18 protein-coding genes are annotated in these 14,250 nt (G+C 70.8%); 8 read left to right on the plus strand and 10 right to left on the minus strand.

Annotation, left to right across the window (positions count from 1 at the left end):
* Nucleotides 1-235: 235 nt before the first annotated feature.
* The 5 genes from ACQPZP_RS02710 (at nt 236) to ACQPZP_RS02730 (ending at nt 4,576) form a co-directional block, all read left to right on the plus strand.
* Entirely contained in the window at nt 236-1,945 is a 1,710-nt protein-coding gene (locus tag ACQPZP_RS02710) for an FAD-dependent oxidoreductase (protein ID WP_433476029.1), read from the plus strand.
* A 38-nt stretch (nt 1,946-1,983) separates the two neighbouring features.
* Nucleotides 1,984-2,349 (plus strand): PadR family transcriptional regulator, encoded by a 366-nt coding sequence (locus tag ACQPZP_RS02715; RefSeq protein ID WP_433476030.1) that lies wholly within the window; start codon nt 1,984-1,986, stop codon nt 2,347-2,349.
* Nucleotides 2,346-3,401: a hypothetical protein gene (locus ACQPZP_RS02720; RefSeq protein WP_433476031.1), complete on the plus strand. Its 1,056-nt coding sequence runs from the start codon at nt 2,346-2,348 to the stop codon at nt 3,399-3,401. The genes ACQPZP_RS02715 and ACQPZP_RS02720 overlap by 4 nt, the downstream gene beginning before the upstream one ends.
* Before the next feature lie 66 nt (nt 3,402-3,467).
* Nucleotides 3,468-3,809 carry a PadR family transcriptional regulator gene (locus ACQPZP_RS02725; protein WP_433476032.1) on the plus strand — a complete coding sequence of 114 codons (342 nt, stop codon included), beginning with the start codon at nt 3,468-3,470 and terminating at the stop codon, nt 3,807-3,809.
* A complete protein-coding gene (locus ACQPZP_RS02730; protein WP_433476033.1) occupies nt 3,806-4,576 on the plus strand; it encodes a DUF2812 domain-containing protein in 771 nt (256 codons plus the stop codon). The genes ACQPZP_RS02725 and ACQPZP_RS02730 overlap by 4 nt, the downstream gene beginning before the upstream one ends.
* A gap of 19 nt (nt 4,577-4,595) precedes the next feature.
* On the opposite strand, the gene ACQPZP_RS02735 is transcribed toward ACQPZP_RS02730, so the two are convergent.
* From ACQPZP_RS02735 to ACQPZP_RS02770, 8 genes are all read right to left on the minus strand, one after another.
* On the minus strand, nt 4,596-5,846 hold the full coding sequence (locus ACQPZP_RS02735; protein ID WP_433476034.1) for a hypothetical protein: 1,251 nt from the start codon (nt 5,844-5,846) through the stop codon (nt 4,596-4,598).
* A 69-nt stretch (nt 5,847-5,915) separates the two neighbouring features.
* Complete coding sequence (locus ACQPZP_RS02740; RefSeq protein WP_433476035.1) at nt 5,916-6,065, minus strand: response regulator transcription factor; 150 nt, start codon at nt 6,063-6,065, stop codon at nt 5,916-5,918.
* Nucleotides 6,066-6,106: 41 nt separating this feature from the next.
* A complete protein-coding gene (locus tag ACQPZP_RS02745) occupies nt 6,107-6,550 on the minus strand; it encodes an ester cyclase (protein ID WP_433476036.1) in 444 nt (147 codons plus the stop codon).
* Nucleotides 6,551-6,579: 29 nt separating this feature from the next.
* Nucleotides 6,580-7,161 carry a YceI family protein gene (locus tag ACQPZP_RS02750; protein ID WP_433476037.1) on the minus strand — a complete coding sequence of 194 codons (582 nt, stop codon included), beginning with the start codon at nt 7,159-7,161 and terminating at the stop codon, nt 6,580-6,582.
* 42 nt (nt 7,162-7,203) lie between these two features.
* Nucleotides 7,204-8,361, minus strand: coding sequence for an RNA polymerase sigma factor (locus ACQPZP_RS02755; protein WP_433476038.1), 1,158 nt, complete (start codon nt 8,359-8,361; stop codon nt 7,204-7,206).
* Between the two features lie 2 nt (nt 8,362-8,363).
* On the minus strand, nt 8,364-8,702 hold the full coding sequence (locus ACQPZP_RS02760) for a YciI family protein (protein WP_433476039.1): 339 nt from the start codon (nt 8,700-8,702) through the stop codon (nt 8,364-8,366).
* A gap of 76 nt (nt 8,703-8,778) precedes the next feature.
* Nucleotides 8,779-10,683 carry an N-acetylmuramoyl-L-alanine amidase gene (locus ACQPZP_RS02765; protein ID WP_433476040.1) on the minus strand — a complete coding sequence of 635 codons (1,905 nt, stop codon included), beginning with the start codon at nt 10,681-10,683 and terminating at the stop codon, nt 8,779-8,781.
* A 175-nt stretch (nt 10,684-10,858) separates the two neighbouring features.
* On the minus strand, nt 10,859-11,356 hold the full coding sequence (locus ACQPZP_RS02770) for a hypothetical protein (protein WP_433476041.1): 498 nt from the start codon (nt 11,354-11,356) through the stop codon (nt 10,859-10,861).
* Between the two features lie 231 nt (nt 11,357-11,587).
* Between ACQPZP_RS02770 and ACQPZP_RS02775 the strand changes: the two genes are divergently transcribed.
* On the plus strand, nt 11,588-11,716 hold the full coding sequence (locus ACQPZP_RS02775) for a hypothetical protein (protein WP_433476042.1): 129 nt from the start codon (nt 11,588-11,590) through the stop codon (nt 11,714-11,716).
* 101 nt (nt 11,717-11,817) lie between these two features.
* Nucleotides 11,818-12,264, plus strand: a complete 447-nt coding sequence (locus ACQPZP_RS02780; protein WP_433476043.1) for an aminoacyl-tRNA hydrolase — start codon at nt 11,818-11,820, stop codon at nt 12,262-12,264.
* Here the strand turns inward: ACQPZP_RS02780 and ACQPZP_RS02785 are convergent.
* Nucleotides 12,236-12,892, minus strand: coding sequence for a 50S ribosomal protein L11 methyltransferase (locus ACQPZP_RS02785; protein WP_433476044.1), 657 nt, complete (start codon nt 12,890-12,892; stop codon nt 12,236-12,238). The two genes, ACQPZP_RS02780 and ACQPZP_RS02785, sit on opposite strands and share 29 nt — an antisense overlap.
* A gap of 140 nt (nt 12,893-13,032) precedes the next feature.
* On the minus strand, nt 13,033-13,509 hold the full coding sequence (locus tag ACQPZP_RS02790; protein WP_433476045.1) for a MarR family winged helix-turn-helix transcriptional regulator: 477 nt from the start codon (nt 13,507-13,509) through the stop codon (nt 13,033-13,035).
* Between the two features lie 67 nt (nt 13,510-13,576).
* Here ACQPZP_RS02790 and ACQPZP_RS02795 point away from each other — a divergent pair, with 67 nt between their 5' ends.
* Nucleotides 13,577-14,191, plus strand: a complete 615-nt coding sequence (locus tag ACQPZP_RS02795) for a hypothetical protein (protein WP_433476046.1) — start codon at nt 13,577-13,579, stop codon at nt 14,189-14,191.
* Nucleotides 14,192-14,250: the final 59 nt, after the last annotated feature.

The raw sequence follows: 14,250 nt of genomic DNA on the forward strand, positions 1-14,250 counted from the left end.
GAGGAACGGAAGGGAGGGGCCTGGCTGACGCCGGGCCCCTCGTGTACGGGGCTTCGGCAGGTGCCGAAGGCTTGGTGACGGATGACGAGCGACGGGTGACGGCCAGGGCCGTCACCCGTTGCCTTGTCACCCGGGTGACAAGGGCGGGGTCTGGATCGTTGCGTTGTGTGCATGGTGGGCGACGTGGCGGAGGAGCACACTCGGCCCCTTCCTTCTCCCGAAGGTGGTGTGCGCGGTGGACCCCGGTGACGGCTTCGACTTCGACGTGATCGTGGTGGGCTCGGGATTCGGCGGCAGCGTGTCAGCCCTGCGGCTGGCCGAGAAGGGTTACCGGGTCGCCGTGATCGAGGCCGGGCGCCGCTTCGACGAGGACACGCTGCCCAAGACGTCCTGGCGGCTGCGCAGGTACGTGTGGGCGCCACGGCTCGGGATGCGCGGGATCCAGCGCGTCCATCTCGTGGGCGGCAAGGCCGGCGTCCTCGTTCTCGCCGGGGCCGGAGTGGGCGGCGGCTCGCTCGTCTACGCCAACACCCTGTACGTCCCTCCCGAGCCGTTCTTCAAGGACCGCCAGTGGGGGCACATCACCGACTGGCAGGACGAGCTGGAGCCGTTCTACGACCAGGCCCGGCGCATGCTGGGCGTCACGACGAACCCCCTCGTCACCCCGGCCGACGAGGCGATGAAGCGCGTCGCCGACCGGATGGGCGTCGGCGACACCTACCACCCGACGCCGGTCGGCGTGTTCTTCGGCGAGCGGCCGGGGGAGGACGCCGACGACCCGTACTTCGGCGGCGCCGGCCCCCGCCGGACGACCTGCACCGGCTGCGGCTCCTGCATGATCGGCTGCAAGGTCGGCGCGAAGAACATGCTGACCAAGAACTACCTGTACCTGGCCGAGAAGGCGGGCGTCCAGGTCATTCCCGACACGACCGTGACCGGCCTGACGCCCAGGGATGACGGCGGCTACGAGGTCGCCACCGCACACTCCACACCGCTGAGGAAACGTCGCAGGACGCTGACCGCCGAACACGTCGTCCTCGCCGCCGGGACCTACGGGACACAGCGCCTCCTGCACCGGATGCGCGCGGCCGGCCGCCTCCCGCACCTGTCGCCCCGGCTCGGCGAGCTCACCCGCACCAACTCCGAAGCGCTCCTCGGCGTCGAGCGCATGACCGTCTGGCACCGCGAGAAGGACGTCGACCACAGCACCGGGCTCGCCATCACGTCGTCCTTCCATCCGGACGACAAGACCCACATCGAGCCGACCCGCTACGGCGCGGGCAACAACGCGATGGGCGTCATCCGGACGCTGCTGGTCGACGGAGGCGGCGCGCCCCGCTGGCTGAAGTTCCTCGGCCAGTCCGTCCGGCACCCGACCGTCATCCTGCGCGGCCTGTCCCTCAAGGACTGGGCCAAGCGAACCGTGATCGCCCTGGTCATGCAGACCGCCGACAACTCCATCACCATCGGCGAGAAGCGCGGCAGGCTGGGCCGACGCAGGCTCGTCGCGCGCCAGGGCAACGGGGAGCCCAACCCCACCTGGATTCCCGTCGCCCACGACGCCGTCCGGATGCTCGCCGAGGAACTGGACGCCACACCTGGCGGGACCTGGTTCGACCTGTTCAACATCCCGACGACCGCGCACTTCATCGGCGGCTGCGTCATCGGGGAGAATCCGGAAACAGGGGTCGTCGACCCGTACCACCGCGTCCACGGCCACCCGGGGCTGCACATCGTGGACGGCTCTGCGGTCACCGCGAACCTCGGCGTCAACCCGTCCCTCACCATCACGGCCCAGGCCGAACGCGCCATGGCGTTCTGGCCGAACCGCGGTGAGAAGGACCCCCGCCCCGAACCCGGCGGCCCCTACCGGCGCGTCGACCGGGTCATGCCGGGCAGGCCCGCCGTCCCGGAGGGAGCCCCCGCCGCACTCCGATTGCCATAGTCAGATGATCGATATATAAAGATCGTATGCCCAAATCGATGCAGGAACCGACGTTCCTGATCCTGACCGCGCTCGCCGACGGCGCGCAGCACGGGTACGGGATCATGTCCGACGTCGAGCAGATCTCCGCCGGGCGGACCCGGCTGCGCGCCGGCACCCTGTACGCCGCGCTGGACCGGCTCCAGGCCGAGGGGCTGATCGCCCCCGACCGCGAGGAGGTCGTGGACGGCCGGCTGCGCCGCTACTACCGGCTCACCGAGGACGGCGCCGCCGCGCTCGCCGCCGAGGTCGAGGCGCTCCACCACCGGACGAGGATCGCAGCCCGCAGGCTCGCCGCCTTCCCGCGCCTGGGCGGCGGGGCCACCCCCGCCTTCGCCGGCCTCTCTCCGAGGGGGTACCGGTGAGCGCGCTCGAAGCCCGTTACCGTCGGCTCCTCGCCTGGTATCCGGCCGAGCACCGTGCCGGGCACGAGACGGAGATGCTGGACGTCCTGCTGTCCGCGGCCCGTCCGGATCAGACCCGGCCGTCCCTCGCCGACGCCGCCGACCTGCTGTACGGGGCCGTCCGGATCCGGCTGCGCCGCGCCGCCGGCGGGGCCACCGGGTCTGCGTGGCCCGGAGCGCTCGCCATGGCCGGGTTCCTGGCGATGCTCATGCTGGTCGCCGACGGGGTCCGGTTCGCCGTCAACGTCCCGCAGATGTCGTTGATCGTCGCCGATCGGGTGAACGAAGGCGCGGGACTGCCGGGCAGGCTCGCCGTCAACTTCGGGACCGCACCGTACTGGCTCGCCTGGGCGGGAATCGCGGCCCTGGCCTGGAACGGCGCCCGCCGCCCCGCCGCCACGGCGGCCTGCGCGGTGACCGCCGCCCAGGTCGTCCTCGTGATCTGGGGGACGACATTCCAGGAAGATCCCTACGCCTTCGTGGCGGCCTCCCTCGCGGGCGTCCCGCTGCCGCTCGCACTGCTGGCCACCGCTTCCCTTGTCGCGTCCCCCGGCCCTCGCCACGGCGCCCGCCTCCTGGGCCGTGTACGCATCGCGGGGGTCACCGCCATGGCGGCCGCGCTCATCCTCCTCACGACACAGCCGCTGTTCACCTTCGTCTACCAGGGCGACCTCGGCCTGGTGAGCATGCGCGACCCCAACGGGCTGGTCAACTTCGCGCAGAGGTGGGGGTACGTGCAGCTCGCCGCCGTGCTGGCCACCGCCGTCCTCATCACCGCCACGCTGTCGCGCTCAAGCCAGGGACGCCGGGTCTGCGCGTTGCTGGCGACCGCGGGCGCGCCGCTCGTCGTCCGGGTGGGCCTTTTCCACATCGGGGCGTCCGACGAGTTCCCGAACCTCGCCAGCCTGCTGGTGAAGAGCCTGATCGGCTTCACCCTGGTCATGCTCTGCGTCCGCCTTGTGGAGGTCGTGGCCAGAGGGCGGGGGCAGGCCCGCGAGCAGACCCCGGCCTGAGCCGCTGCGGTAGATCCAGAACCAGAATAGATTGCATTCCTACCTACGCTGTGGTGTCATCTAGGTATGGCTACAGACAGGCGGGCCAGCTGGCTCAAGGGAGTGCTCGATCTGCTGGTGCTCTCCTGCCTCACCGGTGGCGAGAGCTACGGATACGAGATCGCCAAGCGGCTCGACAGCGCCGGCCTGGGCCGGATCAAGGGCGGAACGCTGTATCCGGTGCTCAACAGGCTGGAGGAGGCGGGCCTGGTGGAGGCGGAGTTCCGGGCCGCGGAACGCGGCCCGGGACGCCGCTACTACCGGCTGACGGCCGACGGCCGGCACGACCTCGCAGAGCAGGGCGGGGCGTGGCTGGCCTTCCACCACACGGTGAAAGAGATGCTGGACGCGAGGGAGAGCAGGGCATGACGGACTCTGTCACGTACTTCCAGAAGCTCACCGCGCTGTTGCGGGAGAAGGAGTTGCCGCAGGAGCGCATCGAGGCGGTGGTGGGGGAGCTGCAGGCGCATGCCGAGGACGCTGGCAGCGAGCCGGAGGAGGAGTTCGGCCCGGTGGAGCAAATGGCGGCGCAACTGACCGAGCGGGATCGCACGGGCGTGGCCGATGTCGCGGAGGAGCCGGAGGACGGTGCCGAGAGCTGGGTCTTGCGGGTCGATGCTCTCAAGGAGCGGGAACTGCTGAACCGCTTCGGCGCCGAGGGGTGGGAGGTCGACGGGCTCGACCGCATAGGCGGCTTCGTCTGCCGCCGCGATCCGCACCGGCCGATGCGCTGGCGGTACCGCCGCGAGACGGCCGGCGTGCGGCAACGCGAGGAGCTCACCGAGCGGCTCGGGCCGGACGGGTGGGAGCCCTGCGGCGTATGGGGGCCGTACGCCTACTACAAGCGCCCGGAAGCGGCCAGCTCAGGGCCCGCGGCTCAACTGGCCGAGCCGCCCGCCGCGCCGCGCAAGCGGGTCTACTTCAGCACGTGGGTCGTCGCCTATCTCGTGGTCAGCGTGTCCGTCGCGATGGGGGCACTGGTCTGGCTCGGGTGGACGGTGCGCGGCATGAGCGCGTCGGAACGGGCCGGGGCGGTCTTCGGGTTGCTCCTCCTGGCGCTGCTGGGAGGGGCGGCATGGATGCTGTCCCGCCGGAAGCGGCCGTCCGATCGCAAGATCCCGAAGAGCTCCCAGTAGCCGGGGCCCGGCGAGCGTCCTACTCCTCGGAGGCCGTGTCCTCGACGACCGGGTCTTCGAGGGCAGGGTCTTCGACGGCCGCCTCGTCGGCGAGACGACGGGTGGCCTGGTGGACGCGGACGGCCAGGATCGCGCGGGCGAAGCGGCCGGCCAGCTCCCCGTCCATCATCTCCGGGACCTGGTCGACGCCGATGAGGCCGCCGGGCTGGACGGTCACCGCACCGGACTCGCCGACCCGCACCCCGCGGCCGTCGTCGAGATCCTCCATGGACGGGAGGTCCAGCGCGGCGCGCAGCGTGTCCTGCAGGGCGCGGACGGTCGCGGCGTCCCGGTTGATGCGCGTCTCGGCGTCGTCCGCGCGCAGGTCGGCACGGTCGGCGCGGGCCCGCTCGGTGTCGATGCGGGCCGCGGCCGAGTCGGCGAGCTGCTCGGCGCGGTCGGCGCGCACGGCCAGCGCCTCGGCGCGCGCCGCGGCGGAGTCGCGTTCCCCCGTCAGCCCCGCGACCTTGCCCTGGACGACGCTCAGCTGGGCCCGCAGCTGCCGCTCCGCGTCGGTCGCGGTCTCCAGCTTGGCACGCGTGTCCTCAAGCTGGGCGCGGGCGTCCGCCAGGTCGGTCCGCGCGGTGGCGAGCGCGGTCTGCTCGGCGGACAGCCGCGTGGCCAGGTCGTCGCGCTCGCGTTCGGCGTCCGTCCGGGCCTGGTGCTCGGTGCTCCACGCCGCCTCGGCGCGCTTGCGGAGCCCCTCGGCGTGCGCGGCCTCGTTCGCGGACGTGGCGCGGGCCTGCTGGTGGGCGCCGGCCTCCTTCCACGCGGCGGCCTCGCTCTCCTGCGCCGCGGTGACGCTCGCCTTCGCGGCGGCCAAGCCCTTGCGCAGTTCCTCCTGCGCCTCGGTGGTCTCCTGGCGGGCCGTCTCGGCGCGGGCTTCGGCCTGCGCGGCGCGGGCGTCGGCGTCCGCGGCCTCCTGCCGGGCGCCGCGCGCCTCGGCCAGGGCCTTCTCGGCGCTGCCGAGCGCGCCCCGGACCTCGCCGTCCAGCCGGTCGCCCAGCGTGCCGGCGGTCTTCACCAGCTGCGCGACCAGCTCGGCGAGCCGCTCCACGTCCCGTCCGAACGCCCGCACCGGCGCCGGATCCGTGTCGATGATCGTGTTGCGCTCCACGGGCTCCTCCGCCGGCTCGTCCGCCTCGGCCGGGCCGGCGTCCGCCACCCGGAGCGGCGCGGTCAGGACGCTGTCGCCGTCGTCGGCCGCCCGGACTTCTTGATCTTCGCGCACCCGAGCATCCTAGTGAAATGTCCCGATCTGCACCCCTCTCGCGGACCAATATCCGCCATTAATCCGCCGCTAGCCGAGGAGGCCGCGTTCGTAGGCGGCGGCCACCGCGGAGGCGCGGTCGCGGACGCCGAGCTTCTGGTAGATGTGCAGCAGATGGGTCTTGACGGTGGTCTCGCGACACGAGCCGGAGCCGCAGATGGGCCAAGGCGACGCCCCCATCCACCGATCGGAGGATGGGGGCGCCGGCCACGCCGCCGCGGTCAGGAAGGGCGTTCGGGCATGAGGCCCAGTTGGCGCAGCTGCGAGAGGACGTCGACGACGCCCCAGGTCTCGGCGGCCCGGCCGTCCGCGAAGCGGTAGATGAAGATCTCGTTGTAGGTGATGGACCTGCCGGTCGGCGGGACGCCCATGTACTCGCCCTTGTGGGTCCCGGTGACCGTGTTCCTGGACACGACCCTGTCGCCTTCGGCGATCACGTCCTCGACCGCGACGTGCAGGTCGGGGAAGGCCCGGGTGAGCCTCCTGAACACCTCTTTCAGCGCCTCCGCCCCCGTCTCCTCGATCGGCAACGGCGTGCGGATCACCACGTCCGGATCGACGCACTCGTCGATCGCCCTCGCGAAAAGCTCCGCATCGCCGCTGTTCATGGCGTCGTGCATGCGGTGGAAGGTCGCCTTGTTCCTGGCCGCCTGATCTGATGACATGTCGGTTCTCCTTCGGGTCTACGAGGTGGTCAGTTCTGCAGGACGGCCTGGATTTCGAGGCTGATCGACACCTTGTCGCCGACCACGATGCCGCCGCCGTCCATCGGGACGCTGATGTCGATGCCGAAGTCGCGCCGGTCGATCCGCGCGGTCGCGGAGAAGCCGGCCCGCTGACCGCCGAACGGGTCCGGGCTGAAGCCGTTCACCTCGACGTCCAGCGGCACCTGCCGGGTGACGCCGTGCAGCGTCAGCTCGCCGTCGACGGCCCAGCCGTCGTCCGTCCGGCGGACGCCGGTGGAGCGGTAGCTCATCGTCGGGTACTTCTCGACGTCCAGGTAGTCGGCGGAGCGGAGGTGCTCGTCACGCGGCCCGTTGCCGGTGTCGATGGACGCGAGGTCGATCGTCGCGGTCACCGACGAGCCCAGCGGGTCCTCGCCCGTGACGAGCGTGACGTCGTAGTCGGTGAACCGCCCGCGCACCTTGCTGATCATGAGTTGCCGGACGGAGAAGGCGATCTCGGAGTGCGCCGGGTCGGCCTTCCAGGTGCCGATCAGGTAGCCGGGGATCGAGTCGGCGGCAGGTGTGATGTCCGTGGTTTCTATGTCGCTCATACTCAGGCGACGAACGGGGACCCGCCGGGGGGACAGCCCGGATCAGAATTTTTCGAGGCGTCGGTTCAGGAACCTTCGCTCGGGCGCCGAGGTGGCCAGTTCGAGCGCCCGGCGGTACGCCGCCTGTGCCTCGGCGTCGCGGCCGAGACGCTGGAGCAGCTCGCCGCGGGTCGAGTGAAGGTAGAGGTACTCGTCCAGGTCGAGCCGGTCGACGGCGCGCAGGGCCGCGGCGGGGTCGCCGGCCTGGGCGACCGCCACGGCGCGGTTGAGCTCGACCACGGGGGAGCCGGTGAGGTCGGCCAGCCGCTGGTACATCTCGGCGACCCGCGGCCAGTCGATCCGCTCCCGCGTCTGCAGCGACGCGATCGTGGCCTGGACGACATAGGGGCCGCCCCCGCCCAGCGCGAGGGCCCGGTCGAGCGCCGCCCGTCCCGCCGCGATCTGGGACGCGTCCCACAGCGACCGGTCCTGATCGTCGAGTAGCACGAGGTCCTCGCCGGAGAACCGGGCCCGCCGCCGGGCGTGATGGATCGTCATCAGCGCCAGCAGCCCGTGCGCCTCCGGCTCGTCCGGCATGAGCTCGGCGAGCACTCGCCCCAGCCGGACGGCTTCTGCGCCGAGGTCGACCCGGCCGCTGTACCCCTCGTTGTAGATCAGGTAGATCACGGCGAGCACCGCGTCGAGCCGGTCGGGCAGCAGCCGCGCGCCGGGGACCGCGAACGGGATCGCGGTCGCCTTGATCTTGGCCTTGGCGCGCGACAGGCGCCGCTTCATCGTCTCCTCGGAGACCAGGAAGGCGCGCGCGATCTCGGCGGTCTCCAGGCCGCCGAGAGCCCGCAGCGTGAGCGCCACCTGCCCCTCCAGCGGCAGCGCCGGGTGGCAGCAGGTGAAGATCAGCTCCAGCCGCTCGTCCTTGATCACGGTGTCGTCGACCTCGTCCACGACCGGCTCGGGCGGCGGCAGCAGGTGGATCTTCTCGGCCAGGGTGCGCTCCCGGCGAATCCGGTCGATCGCCCGGTTGCGGGCCGTCGTCACCAGCCACGCGCCCGGGTTGGCCGGGACGCCCGCCGCGGGCCAGCGCCGCGCCGCGATCGCGAACGCCTCCTGCGCGGCGTCCTCGGCCCTGTCGAAGTCGCCGAGGTACCCGACCAGCGAGGCCAGCACCCGGCCCCACTCGTCGCGGAAGACCTGCTCCAGCACGATCAGTGCCGCACGACCGGACGGACCTCGACGACGCCGCCGAGCCGGGCGGCCGGGAGGCGCGCCGCAACCTCCAGCGCCTCGTCCAGATCCGCCGCCTCGATCAGGCAGAGACCGCCGAGTACTTCCTTGGTGTCGGCGAACGGGCCGTCGGTCAGCAGCGTCCGGCCGCCGGTCACGCGCACGCAGGTCGCCGTCTCGGCGGGCTCCAACTGCGCGTCCGCGACGCACCGCGTGTCCTCGGCCAGCGCCGAATACTCGGCGCGCACCGCCTCACGTTCCACGTCCGAGAGCCCCTCGCCGAGGCCGGGCTCGGCATAGATCATCAAGGCGTACTGCATCCGCGACCTCCCCAAGATTCGGCGTCTCTCACCCTCTATGACGGGCGAGAGACGCCGAATGCGACACCCCTGGTTCTTACCTGACGGGCTTGAGCACCACGTCCGAAGCCTTCACGAAGTACACGCGATGGCCGAACTGGATCTCGTAGTACTTCAGTTTCCCTCGCACGACCCTCTGACTCGCGGTGTCGTACGTCTTCGAGTAGAAGTACTCGCCGTACCGTGCCCCGGTCACCGCGTACGCCTGGCCCGCGGCGAAGGTGTACTGCATCGGAGCGAGCTGCTGTACGGGCACGTCCGAAGGGTAGGCCTCCGCCTCCGGGTAGGCCCGACCGTAGATCGGCACCGACTCCAGGCCCGGCTTGGGCGTCGCGACGACACCGCGAACGCCGACCGCCAGCCGCCGGCTCTCCGGGTTGTGGAACCACGCCTTCTGGCCGAGGTACCAGATCGCCGTCCACTCGCCCTGCCGGTCCGCCACCGCGTACTTCTGGCCGGTCGAGGCGCGGGCGCTGTGGTCGTACACGCTCATCGTCGCGGCGCCGTCCGACGGGTGCTTGCCGATGTCCTTGACCAGCGGCGCGTCGTCGCGCGGCTCGGTGCGCAGCATGATCGAGCCACCGCCGTGCGGCGGGCAGGGCGCCGAGGGGGCGGCGGCGTCGCAGCCGGTGTACGGCACGACGTTCGTGCCGTAGTCGGGAAGGATCATGACCTCGCCCGACCGCGCGCCGGCGCTCGCGCGCAGCGGCCGGTTCAGCAGCGTGAAGTAGTGCGCCCAGTCCCAGTACGGCCCGGGGTCCTCGTGCATGCCCTGGACGTGCGCCGGGTCGACGCCCGGCACGTTGTCGTGGCCCAGGATGTGCGCCCGGTCGAGCGGCACGCCGAACCTGCCGGCGAGGTACCGCACCAGCGCGGCGGAGCTGCGGTACATCGCCTCGGTGTACCAGGCGCCGCCCTGGGCGAGGTAGCCCTCATGCTCGACGCCGATGGACTTGCTGTTGACGTCCCAGTTGCCCGCGTGCCAGCCGACGTCCTTGGCCTTGAGGTGCTGGGCCACGTGCCCGTCGCCTGAGCGGATCGTGTAGTTCCAGGCGAGGTAGGTCGGGGTCTTCACCAGGTCGAGGGCGTTCGGGTAGGGCGTCTCGGTGTCGTGGACGACGATGTAGTCGATCTTCTGGCTCTTCGGCCGGTCGGCCAGATCGTGGTTGCCGTAGCTCGTCGGGTCGTCCGGCTTCAGCTGCTGGTACGGCGCGGGCACCCATTCGCAGCCGAGGCCGGGCGGGCACTCGGTCTGCTCGTCGTTGTCCGCCGCGCCGGTGGAACGAATCCCGGGAGTCGCGGCGAGGGTGACCCGCTGACCGTCGTCGGTCGTGCGGGACGCGCCGGTGCGGAGCACGTCGAACACCTGCCCGGCGAACCAGTTGCCGCCGCCGTAGCGGGCCACCGCGGCGTACCAGGAGGACGGGTCGGCGCTGAACGGTTTGTGGAGATCACGCTGGTACTGGGCGAGCAGGGCGGCGCCGCCGCGAATGTTGGCCGCCGGGTCCGAACGCAGCGCGTCCGCGGTGGCTCCGGTCAGCCGGGCGGCCTGGTGCAGGGTGTCCGGTCCCGCCTTGGCCGCCTTGGGGGTGCTCACGGCGCCCTTCGGGAGAAGCGGCGAACGGGAGAGGTCGCCCCGGGGATCCTCCTTGCCACCGGCGAGATGCTCGACGCCGCGGCTGAGCGTGCCGTCGGTCAGGTGCATGGGCCCGAAGCCGGCGCTCGTGCTCGGCAGCCCCCGGTTGGCGTCCCACCGGGACTCCAGGTAGGAGACGGCGAGCAGCAGTTTCTGGGGGACGCGGTAAGTGCCCGCCGCCTGGGTGAAGACCTGCTGCCGGGTGGATTCAGTACCGGCGTCCCGTTGCCGGGCGTCCGCCTGACTGATCCCCAGAGCGGTCAGAACCGCAGCAGCCACGACGAGCGTCGGAGCTCGCATGCGCATCGGCAGCCTCCGTGGTAACGAGAATGAGCCGCCGAAAATGATCTCAGAAGCCACGAGCCGCCACCGGAGCATCCGGAAAACATGATCAAGTTGTGTCGATGGTCCCAGGGCCGGCTTCAAACGAGAGGGTCTGGTGAACACCGGGCCCCCTGACTGTTCCTCGGAGGGGTGAACCTCAGAGGTAGGTCATCTCTCCACCCCTGGGTTCGATGGTGAAGAGGTTCCTGTCGTAGCTGCCCGAGACGGTGATGTCTCCCAGGACGATGCCGTCGACCTGGACGCCGCTGGGGACCCTGATGGTGATCTTCAGGCTTCCGTCGGCGTCTCCGTCGGCGTCTCCGTCTCCGGATCGGACGTCCATGCCTCCGCCTCCGAAGTGCACGCTCTGGGTGCATCCGGAGCCCGTCTGCACGACGACGGGACCGTTGAAGGTGTTGTTGCCGAGACCGCTTCGTACTTCCCACACGGGGGAAGCCGGCGTGACCGCCAGGTAGATCGTTGGCCCCGCCTTGTCGAGGCGGGCGCCTTCGGCGGCTTCCCGGAAGGGGTCGCCGGTGGCGTCGAGGGTGGCCTCGACGGTGTCGCTGTCATCCTCGACGATGATGTGCACGTCAGCTTTGACGCCGACCGCGACCTTGAGGGAGGCGCCGGGCTCGAGGCCGAGTGTGCTCATGGGAACTCCAGGTTTGAGTTGGGACCGATGTCGGCACCGCTGGGTGATGCCGGTGTCTACCGTCCGCGCCGGGGCCGGACTCGCATCAACGATCGTGATACGCGGACACCGACCGGTGTGAGCCGCCGCCGATGCCCGCTCCGAACATGATGCGGATGTTGGGCAAGCCCGGACGGTTTCTTCTGGCCTGTGGCTCGGAGCCTCAGGCTTCGCGAAAACCAAGGAGGGCTGATGCCTAAGGAACCGACGAGGGAAGAACTCCTCGCAGAGAGTGACAGGGTCCACAAGCAAGCCGTGGCCGATGGCAAGTCCGACGAGGAGGCCGCTCGGCTGGCCGAGGAGGTCCTTCCGGAACGCTGAAGGTGATCCGGGGCCCTCGTGGCCCCAAGGAACACCGGTGGCCCTCCTCCACGGAGGAGGGCCGCTTTTCGCATGCTTCGAGGAGGCGGAGGCTCGCGTCCGTGCAACTGGTGGAGGAAGAACTGCGGTGGGGATGTCCACGTTCGGGGCGGATGCCACCCGGTCAGGATGCGGGCGTGTGGTTCAGCCCCGTTTCGCTCAGCCTCAACCTGACCACGACCACGATCCTCGATGGCGAACAGCGCGAACACGCCCTACAGCGGCTTGGCAATCGCGTTCATGTTCGCGCTGCTCAGAACCGGTACATCCGTGAGGACGGGGCAGCCGACGGAGTGGTCACGGTCATGGTCATGGACGAGTGGCCTGACGGCGGTCGGCGCAACCGTGAGCTGGCCCGGGAATGGCTGGCGGCCCTGATCAGTGAGGCGATCGATCCTGACAAGTGGCCGCGTTACGTGTTCACGATGAGCACGGCGGCCAAGCAGCGCAGGCGGCAGGCCAAGCATCACCGGTCGCAGCTCAAGCGCGCACGTCGTTGCGACGAGTGAACTGCCAGATGTTCACCTGGCCGCGCAGGTCGGGGAGGAGGCTGCGCCATGGTGGGGCGAAAGGCAGGTCCGCGTGGGCGACGAGTCGGGGGCCGTCCCAGTCGGGAACGTCGAGCGCGCCCGGGTCCAGTACCGACGCCGCCGTGGTCCGGACGTGGTGGGCGGTGGTGTGGGCCAGGACCAGCCGGATGCCGTCGAGGCCGTCCGCGCCACCGCCGTCGTGAAGATGACGCTGGTCGGCGGGCACGTCGGGCATCAGCGCGGAGGGGCGCTGCGGAGGGTTGACCGCCAGGAGGTCTGCGCGCATCGGACCGAGAAGGCGCCAGTCGGCCTCCCACAGGGTCAGGCGCTTGCGGGCTTCGGCTCCGAGCAGGTTGGTGACGTTTCGGGCGGTGTCCTCCAGGGCCGCGCCGTCGTAGTCCTGGGCGATGACGTGCCGTGCCCCGGCTTCCAGGGCGGCAAGGGCGACCAGGCCGGCCCCGCACCCGGCGTCCACCACGACCCGGTCGCGGGCGTCGCCCAACGTCGAGGCCAGGAACGCCGAGAACGTCGACGGCCGGTGCACCCCCGGACTGACCTTGAGCCGGTGGCCCAGCTCAACCCAGCGCCCGATCTCCTGCTCGTCCATCGGATCAGTGTGCCAGCAGCCCGTGACGTTCCCGGGAGCCCGATCAAAGTCACCTTCACCACTCGCGGGGACTTCGACCGCGATGCCAAGTTCTTCGGCGCCGGGAGCGCGGACGTCGGCAGGTGGTGCCCGGCCGCCCCCTATCGGTGATCGCGCAGTCGGAGGGTGCGTTCCAGATGCCGTTCGTACAGCTCGCGGGAGCGGCGGAGGAAACCGGCCAGCAGTTCCAGTTCGGCGGTGGTGTAGTCGCGCATGAAGGTCTCACCTTCGGTGACGAACGGCCCGTAGAGGTCCCATGACTTCTGGCGGGCGGTGTCGGTGATCTGGATCAGGACCTTGCGGCGGTCGCCGGGGTCGGGGGAGCGGGTCAGGTAGCCGAGGCGTTCGAGCCGGTCGAGCATCGCGGTCACGCTCCCGGCGGTCAGGCCGAGCGCGGTACCCAGGCGCCCGGGGGTCAGTTCGCCGTGCCGGTTGAGCAGTTCCAGACAGCGCAGGTCGGTCCGGTTGACGCCGAGTACCTTCGCGGCCGCCTCGTCGTAGGCGTCGACGGCCGCCTGCATCGCCTGCATCTCCTCGGCGACCGCCTGGCGAAGCTCGTCCCAGTTTTCTCTTGACATTCAAACCTCTTGACCGTCAAACTAAAAATGTCTTGAGCATCAAGATACACGACTATCGAGAGGAAGCATGATGGGCGCGACGACCGTCGAGCACGTGACCACGAGCCACACCGCCGTCAAGAAGCTGGGCGACTGGACCCGCGCCGACCGGATCGAGCTGCGCGGCCGCCGCGGCGCGACCGTCCTGGATCTGCGCCACCTGCCCGCCACGCCTGGCGGGCGGCTCCAGCTGAACCTGGATCTGGAGCGCAGCTCGATCAAGCTCAAGGTCTCACGGGACGTGATCATCGACCACGACGGGCTGCGCCAGGTCGCCCGGGGCGGCCTCAAGGACCGCCGCGACGGCCATGCCGCTCGTCCAGGCGTTGTCCGCCGAGTGCGGAGTGACTCCGACCAAGCCGGGCAAGTGGGTGTGGGCGAGGGTCGCGTGCTGAGGCGCTACGTCGTGCTGTGGCGGACCTGGCGGGGGCGGCGGACGGCTGTCCGGTACCTGGAGGTCCTTGCGCTCGCGGTCAGGGCACGGGGGTGGCGGTGCGTGCGAGCCGTCGCCGGTGGGAGGTGGGCCTATCACGAGGCTCAGCGGGGGCGGGCCGGGTACCTCTTCCCGTGCGGGGACGCCAAGGCCGCGGCGGAGCAGGTCGATCTGCTCTTAAAGCACCGCATGTTCCCGTCCACCTGGTGAAGAGGTGCTCCGCCTCGGCCTCGCTGCCCGGAGTGGCGCGGCGAGGACCCTGCCGCTTT

The sequence above is a fragment of the Spirillospora sp. CA-142024 genome (assembly GCF_050942325.1).
Taxonomy (GTDB): Bacteria; Actinomycetota; Actinomycetes; order Streptosporangiales; family Streptosporangiaceae; genus Spirillospora.

Coding starts and splice junctions, on each gene's coding strand:
- ACQPZP_RS02715 (WP_433476030.1), top strand. CDS start 1,984: ATGCAGGAACCGACGTTCCTGATCCTGACCGCGCTCGCCGACGGCGCG.
- ACQPZP_RS02725 (WP_433476032.1), top strand. CDS start 3,468: ATGGCTACAGACAGGCGGGCCAGCTGGCTCAAGGGAGTGCTCGATCTG.
- ACQPZP_RS02730 (WP_433476033.1), top strand. CDS start 3,806: ATGACGGACTCTGTCACGTACTTCCAGAAGCTCACCGCGCTGTTGCGG.
- ACQPZP_RS02740 (WP_433476035.1), bottom strand. CDS start 6,065: ATGGGGGCGTCGCCTTGGCCCATCTGCGGCTCCGGCTCGTGTCGCGAG.
- ACQPZP_RS02745 (WP_433476036.1), bottom strand. CDS start 6,550: ATGTCATCAGATCAGGCGGCCAGGAACAAGGCGACCTTCCACCGCATG.
- ACQPZP_RS02750 (WP_433476037.1), bottom strand. CDS start 7,161: ATGAGCGACATAGAAACCACGGACATCACACCTGCCGCCGACTCGATC.
- ACQPZP_RS02760 (WP_433476039.1), bottom strand. CDS start 8,702: ATGCAGTACGCCTTGATGATCTATGCCGAGCCCGGCCTCGGCGAGGGG.
- ACQPZP_RS02765 (WP_433476040.1), bottom strand. CDS start 10,683: ATGCGCATGCGAGCTCCGACGCTCGTCGTGGCTGCTGCGGTTCTGACC.
- ACQPZP_RS02770 (WP_433476041.1), bottom strand. CDS start 11,356: ATGAGCACACTCGGCCTCGAGCCCGGCGCCTCCCTCAAGGTCGCGGTC.
- ACQPZP_RS02775 (WP_433476042.1), top strand. CDS start 11,588: ATGCCTAAGGAACCGACGAGGGAAGAACTCCTCGCAGAGAGTGACAGG.
- ACQPZP_RS02785 (WP_433476044.1), bottom strand. CDS start 12,892: ATGGACGAGCAGGAGATCGGGCGCTGGGTTGAGCTGGGCCACCGGCTC.
- ACQPZP_RS02790 (WP_433476045.1), bottom strand. CDS start 13,509: ATGTCAAGAGAAAACTGGGACGAGCTTCGCCAGGCGGTCGCCGAGGAG.
- ACQPZP_RS02795 (WP_433476046.1), top strand. CDS start 13,577: ATGATGGGCGCGACGACCGTCGAGCACGTGACCACGAGCCACACCGCC.